Origin of the sequence: Stenotrophomonas sp. BR163, assembly GCF_047520985.2 — a bacterium.
In the GTDB taxonomy this organism is placed as follows: domain Bacteria; phylum Pseudomonadota; class Gammaproteobacteria; order Xanthomonadales; family Xanthomonadaceae; genus Stenotrophomonas; species Stenotrophomonas sepilia.
Genome location: NZ_JAXBRE020000054.1, coordinates 1 through 8698, shown reverse-complemented (window position 1 = coordinate 8698; position 8698 = coordinate 1). Strand labels below are relative to the sequence as shown.

Sequence of the window (8698 nt, the reverse complement as noted above, 5' to 3'; positions counted from 1 at the left end):
CTCGATGGCGCCATCCATGGCGCCAACGAGCCCCCATGGACGGGTTTACGGCGTGTCCTGCCAACCCACACCGCCCCGCCATCCAACGGAATGCCCGCTGTTGCTGTTGCTGTTGCTCGGCCTCTGCGGGTGCAGGGCTGCAAGCCCTGCCGTAAACCCCTACTTTCGCGGCAGGTAGGTCACCAGTGACAGGTCGTGCCGGCTCTCCGGCACCAGCGCCACATACTGCAGGTCCAGCAACCCCCGCGTGGGATGGTTGAGCTTCTTCGCACCTTCATCGAACCGACGCACGTCGTGCTCCGGCCACCATTGGCGAAACTCTTCGCTGTGCGCGGCGATGTCTTCCACCAGCGCCAGGAACGGGGCCTTGTCCGGGGCCTGCGCCATCGCCGCGCGGAAGCCCGCCAGCAGCCCGCGGGTCATTTCTTCCCAGTTGAGGATCAGCGTGCGATACGGCGGGTACAGGAACATCAGCCGCAGCGTGTTGCGCTCATGCGGCGCCAGCTGGCTGTAGTCCACGAAAAGATCGGCGATGGCCGGGTTCCAGGCCAGGATGTCGAAGCGGGTATTGCGTACGTAGGCCGGGATCGGCTGCATCGCCTCCACCAGCTGGCGCAGGCCATCGGTCACGCTCTCGTCCGGTGATTCCAGCGGCACGCCGTAGCCGGACAGCGCGAACGCGTAGGCGCGCTCGTCGTCGCTCATGCGCAGCACCTGCGCCAGGCGCTCCAGCACTTCGGGCGAGGCGCGCACTTCACGGCCCTGCTCGATCCAGGTGTACCAGCTGACGCTGACCCCGATCGCCAGCGCCACTTCCTCGCGCTTCAGGCCCGGGGTGCGCCGGCGCCCGGCCGGGAGGCCGAGCGTGGCGGGGTCGACACGGGCGCGGCAGGCCTTGAGGAAGCCGCCGAGTTCCTTGCGTTCACTTTCGCTGCGCATCATCGGCCCGTCCTAACCTTTGTAGCGTCGAGCCATGCTCGACGCGTCTGCTACTGCGCCAACAGCAGCCGAGCATGGGCTCGGCTCTACCAGAAGCGTGATCAGCCACCCTCGGCATTGCGCACGAGGGTGAGGAAATCCGCGCAGGCGCGTCGATCAGGCATCGGCGCGCTTGGAGCCCACGGCCAAACCGGCCTTCAGGCTGGCCTCGACGAACTCGTCCAGGTCGCCGTCCAGCACCTTCTGCGTATCTGAACGCTCGATGCCGGTACGCAGGTCCTTGATACGGCTCTGGTCCAGCACGTAGTTGCGGATCTGGCTGCCCCAGCCGATGTCGGACTTGGTGGCTTCCACCGCGTCCTTCTCGGCGTTGCGCTTCTGGATCTCCAGTTCATACAGCTTGGCGGCCAGCATCTTCATCGCGTTGTCGCGGTTCTGGTGCTGGCTGCGGCCGGTCTGGCAGGCCACAACGATGTTGGTCGGGATGTGGGTGATACGCACCGCCGACTCGGTCTTGTTCACGTGCTGACCACCGGCACCGGACGAACGGTACACGTCGGTACGCAGGTCGGCCGGGTTGATGGTGATGTCGATGTTGTCATCGATTTCCGGCGACACGAACACCGAGGTGAAGCTGGTGTGGCGGCGGTTGTCCGAGTCGAACGGCGACTTGCGCACCAGGCGGTGGACGCCGGTCTCGGTCTTCAGCCAGCCGTAGGCATAGTCGCCTTCCACGCGCAGCGTGGCCGACTTGATGCCGGCGACGTCGCCACCGGAGACTTCCATCAGTTCGGTCTTCCAGCCGCGCGACTCGCACCAGCGCAGGTACATGCGCAGCAGGATCTCGGCCCAGTCCTGGGCTTCGGTGCCACCGGCACCGGCCTGGATGTCGACGAACGCGGCCGCATTGTCCATCTCGCCGGAGAACATGCGCTGGAACTCCAGCTTCTCCACGTGCGCCTGGTGCTTGTCGAGGTCGGCGACCACCGCCAGTGCGGTCTCCTCGTCCTGCTCAGACTCGGCCAGCTCCAGCAGTTCAGTGGCGTCGTTCAGGCCATCGAGCACCGAGGCGATCCCGCCCACGGTCTTTTCCAGGCTGGAACGCTCGCGGCCCAGGTTCTGGGCGTACTCGGCGTTGTTCCAGACGTCGGGGCTTTCCAGCTCCCGCGTTACTTCTTCAAGACGCTCTTTCTTGGCGTCGTAGTCAAAGATACCCCCGAAGCGACAGCACGCGATCGGTCAGATCGGTGATGCGCTGGCGGACAGGATTCAGTTCGATCATGTCGGCGGTTATGCATTCAAAAGATGACTGGTAATGATACCGCAGGCCGGGGATGCCCGGAATGAGGGCCTGGGCCTGCGCCGGGGCTCCAGCATGATGCACTGGCGCTGCATTCAGGCAGGCGATGCCAGCCTTGGCGCGGGGAGCCGGCCGGGCTGCGGCCGACCCCACACAGGGCCTTCTTGCCCCAGAGCGCCGTCGACGAGGGTCTTCCTTTGCCCCCCTCGGACGGCCACTTGGGGCAGTTGACTATTTAACCTCGAACTCGCCCACCAGCACGGTCTCAGCACGGTCCTTCAGCCGCATCGTCACCATCTGATCCTTCTGCTTCGGCGTGCCCCAGTGGGTGGTCAGCCGCAGCATCAGTGTCGTTGCGCCGGTTACCAGCTGCTGGCGGCTGCCAAAGTAGTTCGCCTCCACCTTGTACCTGCCCGGCTTGGCGTTGCGCAGCGAGAACTGCTCGGGGCCATAGCCGCCGGTGAAGTCCTGCGACATCTGCCCGCCCTGGTAGGTCAGGCGGTTGCCGTAGTAGGCGCGCTCGCCGTTCGGGTCGGTCACCCACAGGTCCATGTCGCTGTTGTCGGCATCCCACGACAGCACCACCCGCAGGTCCAGCGGCATCGCCTGCAGCAGGCGCGGGTCGATGCTGGTGGTATCCAGCCGGGGCGTGCTGCGGGCCACCAGATTGGTCAGTTCATCCAAGGCGATCAGGGCGATGCCATCGAAGCGGCTGTCCCACGGCCGCACCACCACCTGGTACAGCGGCGCCAGCGCCTGCTGCGGCTTGCCGGCCGCCGCCAGTGCCAGGCCGAGGTCGCGGAAGCTCTGCGGTTCTTCCTGGCCCATCGCCAGCACCTGCTCGAACACCGGCACCGCCAGCGCGGGGGCATCGGCCTGCATCAGCCGATAGCCGAGCACGCGCAGCAGGTGGCGGTTATCCAGATCCATTTCGGCCAGGTTCGACAGCACCCGCAGTGCCAGCTCGCGCTGGCCTTGCTCCAGCAGCAGGTCGGCCACATCGAGGAAGAAGGCGCTGCTGTCGGCATGGGCATCGCGCTCGGCCAGATAGCGGTCATAGAGCTGCGACGGCGGGCCCTGGCGCAGGCGCCGGGCGATGGCCGAGTCCGGCTGCCAGGCCGCCAGCTGGATACCGAGCTGGCCATCGTTGGCGGCAGCGGGCGCAGCGACACGGCCACCCGTGACCGTGATTGAATCCAGGGCCTTGTTCGATGCAGGCGCCGAGCGACGTGCACGCGCGCTGCTGGCTTCCATGCGCTGCTCGGCGGCGGCGGCCATCGGTGCCGGGACGGGCGGTGCCGCGGGGGGCGGCGCGGCGAGCGTCGCCACCGGCGCCGATTCCATCGCGTAGTCCGCGGAGGCCACTTCCAGTGCCCCACCCTTCACCTGCGGCGGCGCTCCCTTCGGCCAACTGCGGTTCCACCACTGCTGCCGCTCCTTCCAGCGTGCCGCCAGCTCATCCAGGCGCTGGCGATCAGCAGCGGCGCGGTCTGTCACCTGCCGTGCGAACCGCGCGTCGTAGTCCGCGCGCAGCTTGCCGGACGGACGGATGGCATAACGCAGGTAATCCTCCAGCGTCTCCAGCGCGATCAACGAGGTGTCCGGCCCGACCAGGCCAAACTGCTGCGACAGGCGCTGCATGGCCTCACGGTTGCCGCGGCGGTCGACGGCCAGTTGCTGCAGGCGCGCCTGCGCCCACAAACCGGCCAGCAGTTCACCGTCCTTGCTCTTCTGCGTCGCTGGCAGCGCTTCCCACTCGCCGCCACCCACGCGCACCCGCATCGGCACGCCGTCAGCTGCCAGTCGTGCGTGCAGCCACAGCCAGCCGTCGGCTTCACTGCGCCGATCGATCACTACATCCTGCACGCCGCGCCCTGCATCGACCTGCACATCCAACGGCGACGCCAGCAGCGCATGCGCGGCCGCGTCGACATCCTTGCCCAGCGCGATGAAGCGACCGCCATGCGCCTCACTCCAACCACGCAGTCGCACGGCATCGGTGCGCGCACCGGCACTGCTGACCGCAAACAGGCGCTGATCGGGTGCCATCGCCGGCAGCTGTTCCGGGCCATAGGTCAGCAGGCCATCGCTGACCAGCAGGTATTCCTTCACGCCCGGCTGCGGCTGCCACTGTGCCAGCGCGCTGGCACCGTCCGGGCGCACGGCCTGCAGGGCTGCGCGCAGTTCACTCCAGTTGCCGGCGCGGATGCGGAAGCGACGCACCGGCTCGGCGCGATCGCGCAGCACGGTCAAGGCCACGGTGCCGTCGCGCAGCGCAGCGAAATAGCGATTCAGCAGGGCGAACTCACGTGTGTGATCGCGCTGGCCCGCCGAACCGGAGCCATCCCACAGCAGGCCGATTTCGCTCGGCAGTTTGCGCGGCGTGCTGCTGGCCGCCACCGGCAGCTGCGCCAGCACATAGTGGCCATCCTGCCAGGGCGCCACCTGCACCTGTGCCTGGCGGGTCGCCGGCAGATCCCACTGCAGCTGCTTCGGCAGCTGCGCCCCCTTGCCCTGCCACTGCAGCTGGCCCGCGCTGATGCGGAATGGCGCCGTACCTGCGGTGGTCGTGCCAGGTGCCTGCAGTTTCAGTTCAACCGAGGCTGCACCGGCGGCAAACTGCAGCGGCAGCGTCCACTGCCAGCCTTGGCCGGCGAAGGCCAACGGCTCGCGAATCACCAGCTGCACGCGCCGGCTGCCGCCGGCCGGCAGCGGATAGATGCGCAGGCGGAACTGGTTGCCGGCGGTCTGTTCCAGCAGGCCCGGGTCAACGCCGCGGCGGGCAATCTCCTCGAACACCTGGCGGCCGCGGTCCTTCGGCACCGGCACCGCGTCACGCATCTCGCCGTTGATATCCAGCGCGAAGCCGCTGATCTGCTGGCCATCGGCCAGGGGGAACTGCAGCTCACCCTCCAGCACGCGCCGGTTCGGGTTGTGGAATTCCAGGATGATCCGGGTCTGGGCGATGCCCGCCTGGACCCCGCCCTCGATGCGGGCGTGTCGCAGTTGGACCGCCTGCTCAGCCGCCGGTGCGATCAGCAGCGGCGTGGCGGCCTGCGGCCGGGAGATCGGCGGCGACTGCGCGCCAGCGGGCAAGGCCGCAAGGGCCAGCAACAACACAATGCAGCAACGGGCGAAGACCATGACCGGACTCCAGTGGGATCGTGGACCCTTGAACGCACCAGCAGCCGTAACGGGGTTGGGAGACCCCAAAAGGGGACGGAGGGGATTAAGTCGCTTATGCCCTGCTTGCCAGTTGCGACTTAATCCCCTCCGTCCCCTTTTTCTCAGGTGGGCAGGCAGTGCTCCACGATCAGCTGGATGGCGCTGCCGCCGCGATAGTCGTCGCAGGCCAGCCGGTAGGCGAGGTGCACGTGTCGGCCGGGCGCATTGCCGTGCCAGCCGCCGAAGTGGATCGCGTTGATCGTGCCAGGCACGCCCGGCAGGCGCAGTTCCAGCTTCAGATGGCGCTCCTTCAGCACGCGCCAGTTGGCCACTTCGAAGTGGCCGTCGAACAGGGGTTCGGGGAAGCCCTGGCCCCATGGGCCGGCCAACCGCAGCGCATCGGCGTGGCGATGATCGAGCTCGTCCGCGGCCAGTTCGCCGTCGCTGAGCACCTGCTGCTGCAGTGCCGCCGGGTCGAGCATTTCCAGCACCACGGCGACGAAGGCGGCCTTGAAGTCATCAACGTGGTCAAGCCGCAGGCTGAGGCCGGCCGCCATGGCGTGACCGCCGAAGCGGTCGATCAGGCCCGGATGGCGCGCATCGACCAGCGCCAGGGCGTCACGGATGTGCAGCCCCGGAATCGAGCGCGCAGAGCCACGCAGCGTGTCGGCGCCCGGTTCGGCCGGAGCGAAGGCGATCACCGGACGATGCAGGCGATCCTTCATCTTCGAAGCGACCAGGCCGACCACACCGGGATGCCAGTCGGCATCAAACAGGCAAGCGGCCACCGGCCGCTGCCCGGCCATGTCCAGCACCACGCGGGTCAGGGCCTGCTCGGCATCGTCGGTCATCGACTGCTGCACGGCGCGGCGTTCCGCGTTGATCTGCTCCAGCGTCTGCGCGATCTCGCGCGCCTGGCGCGGATCTTCGGTGAGCAGCAGCGCGATGCCCAGCGCCATGTCTTCCAGCCGGCCCGCCGCGTTCAGGCGCGGGCCGAGTGCGAAGCCGATGTCGGTGGCGGTCAGTCGCGCGGCATCCCGGCCACTGGCTTCGATCAGTGCACGCAGGCCCACACAGCCCTGCCCTGCGCGCAGACGGCGCAGGCCTGCGCTGACCAGCGCACGGTTGTTCGGGTCCAGCGCTACCAGGTCCGCAACGGTGCCCACCGCCACCAGATCCAGCAGCGTGGTCAGGTCCGGCCCCTTGCCATCTGCGAAGACGCCGGCCTCGCGCATATGCCGGCGCAGCGCCATCAGCACATAGAAGATCACACCAACACCGGCCAGCGATTTGCTGGGGAAGGCATCGCCATCCAGGTTGGGATCGACGATCACGTCGGCCGGCGGCAGCTGCGGCCCCGGCAGATGGTGGTCGGTGACCAGCACCTGCCAGCCGCGCGCCTTGGCCGCGGTGACACCGGCATGGCAGGCAATACCGTGGTCGACCGTGACCAGCAGGTCCGGCTGCAGCGCGGCCAACTCTTCCACCAGCGACGGCGACAGGCCGTAGCCATGCACCATGCGGTTCGGCACCGCGTGGAAGACGTGTTGCGCGCCGAGCATGCGCAGGCCACGCACGCCGACCGCACAGGCGGTGGCGCCATCGCAATCGAAATCGCCGACCACCAGGATGCGCTTGTCGTTGGCGATGGCTTCGATCAGCAGGCCCACTGCATCATCGATACCGGTCAGCAGCTCGGGCGCGTGTAGGCTGCCCAGTTTCGGCAGCGCCAGCTCTGGCGTTCCCGCACCACGGCTGGCATAGAGTCGGGCCAGCAATGGCAGCGTGCCCTCTGGCCAGCTGCCGGGCACGACCGCGTCGCGGCGGCGGATCAGCGGTGTATCAGAGGGCGGCTGCGCACCATCGGCGGCAAGGGACATCGGCATCGCCGGTTGCGAAAGACCCGCACATCATAACGTGCACCGCTCCCCCGGTCGGCTGCCGCTGCTGACGAGGCAACTTGGCTCTTCGGCCAGCAGCATTTGGATTTCACGACCGCATCTTCCATGCTTGCCTGCCCTGGAACGGACTTCCATCCATGACCCGCACCCTGCTGACCGCGCTGATGGCACTCACCGTGGCCCCGGCCGCCCACTCCGCGACGCCTGAGCCCAGGCCCGGGGTCGAATTCGAACACAACGACTGGTCGCTGGCCTGTGACAACACCCGCACCTGCCGCGCCGCCGGCTACAGTCCGGAAGAACCCGGCAACCTGCTCAGCCTGATGCTTGAGCGCGCCGGCGGCCCGGGTGCGAAGGTGATCGCGCGGCTGCGCAATGGCGAGGATGGCGAAAGCCCGACGCCGACCGGGGCACTGCGCCTGCGCCTGAACGGCAAGGACCTGGGCCCGGTGCGCGACACCGGCGACGGGGACAAAGTGTTGTTGCAGCAGGCACAGACCGATGCACTGGTCGCCGCACTGCCGCGCCAGGCACGCATCGAGATCATCGACGGCAAGGGCAAGGCCTGGCCGATCTCCGACCGCGGTGCAGCGGCCGTACTGCTGAAGATGGACGAGGCACAGGGCCGGCTGGGCACCCCCGGTGCGCTGGTGCGGCGTGGCGACAAGCCCGAAGCAGGCGTGCCTGCGGCGTTGCCGGTGCCAGTGATCGTGCGCGGCACGCTGGTGGCACCGCGCGCCTCGGACGCGGCACTGGCGAAAGCACCGGGCCTGCGCAAGGCACTGATCGCCAGCCTGCCCAAGCCGGATGAGTGCGGCCGCCTGAGCGAGGGCGGGACGGATGAGATCGAGATCCAGCGACTGGACGCCCAACATGTGCTGGCAAGCACCAGCTGCTTCGTGGGGCCCTACAACATGAGCAACGGCTACTGGGTGGTGCGAGACAAATCACCTTACCAGGCGACCTTTGTCACCGACCTCGCAGAAGATTTTGAGCGCGACGATGCTACATTGCGAGGCCGTTTCCGAGGCCGCGGCGTTGGCGATTGCATCTCTGCCAATGACTGGGTGTGGGACGGCGAGCGCTTCGTGAAGAGCAGCGATTTCACGACGGGCCAGTGTCGCAATATGCTCGGCGGGCACTGGACGCTGCCGACGGTGGTCAGCGAGCTTCGTTGAGGCGCCGCTTCCTGTGGTAGTGCCGGCCGCTGGCCGGCAACCCCGGCAAACCCTGGGGGTCAGAGCCGTTTTCCGATGGAAAACGGATCCGCCCCCGATCGGTCGCCGCCATCGGGCACTGGACGCTGCCAACGGTGGTGAGCGAGGTCCGTTGAGGCGCCGCTATCTGCGGTAGTGGCGGCCGCGGGCCGGCCACCCCCCCAAAACCGGGGGGG

The 8698-nt window shown here is 68.0% G+C and carries 6 protein-coding genes; 1 reads left to right on the top strand and 5 read right to left on the bottom strand.

All coding sequences use genetic code 11. From position 1 onward, the window contains the following. Nucleotides 1-159: 159 nt before the first annotated feature. The 5 genes from ACM0PY_RS20935 to recJ all read right to left on the bottom strand — a co-directional run bounded on the left by ACM0PY_RS20935 (nt 160) and on the right by recJ (nt 7284). Nucleotides 160-942 (bottom strand): helix-turn-helix transcriptional regulator, encoded by a 783-nt coding sequence (locus ACM0PY_RS20935; RefSeq protein WP_019661470.1) that lies wholly within the window; start codon nt 940-942, stop codon nt 160-162. 153 nt (nt 943-1095) lie between these two features. Continuing rightward, a protein-coding gene (gene prfB, locus ACM0PY_RS20930; RefSeq protein WP_111008336.1) for a peptide chain release factor 2 occupies nt 1096-2221 on the bottom strand; the annotation gives its coding sequence in 2 pieces (ribosomal slippage) (nt 1096-2145 and nt 2147-2221; 1125 coding nt in all). After that, on the bottom strand, nt 2144-2323 hold the full coding sequence (locus ACM0PY_RS20925) for a hypothetical protein (protein WP_495493297.1): 180 nt from the start codon (nt 2321-2323) through the stop codon (nt 2144-2146). Before ACM0PY_RS20925 ends, prfB begins: the two co-directional genes overlap by 78 nt. Nucleotides 2324-2470: 147 nt before the next feature. Continuing rightward, the gene (locus ACM0PY_RS20920; RefSeq protein ID WP_180885835.1) at nt 2471-5383 is read right to left on the bottom strand and encodes a DUF2135 domain-containing protein; all 2913 of its coding nucleotides are present in this window, start codon (nt 5381-5383) and stop codon (nt 2471-2473) included. Nucleotides 5384-5526: 143 nt separating this feature from the next. After that, on the bottom strand, nt 5527-7284 hold the full coding sequence (gene recJ, locus ACM0PY_RS20915) for a single-stranded-DNA-specific exonuclease RecJ (protein ID WP_180885837.1): 1758 nt from the start codon (nt 7282-7284) through the stop codon (nt 5527-5529). Nucleotides 7285-7442: 158 nt separating this feature from the next. On the opposite strand from recJ, the gene ACM0PY_RS20910 reads away from it, so the two are divergent. Next, nucleotides 7443-8483, top strand: coding sequence for a DUF1176 domain-containing protein (locus ACM0PY_RS20910; RefSeq protein WP_180885839.1), 1041 nt, complete (start codon nt 7443-7445; stop codon nt 8481-8483). Nucleotides 8484-8698 lie beyond the last annotated feature (215 nt).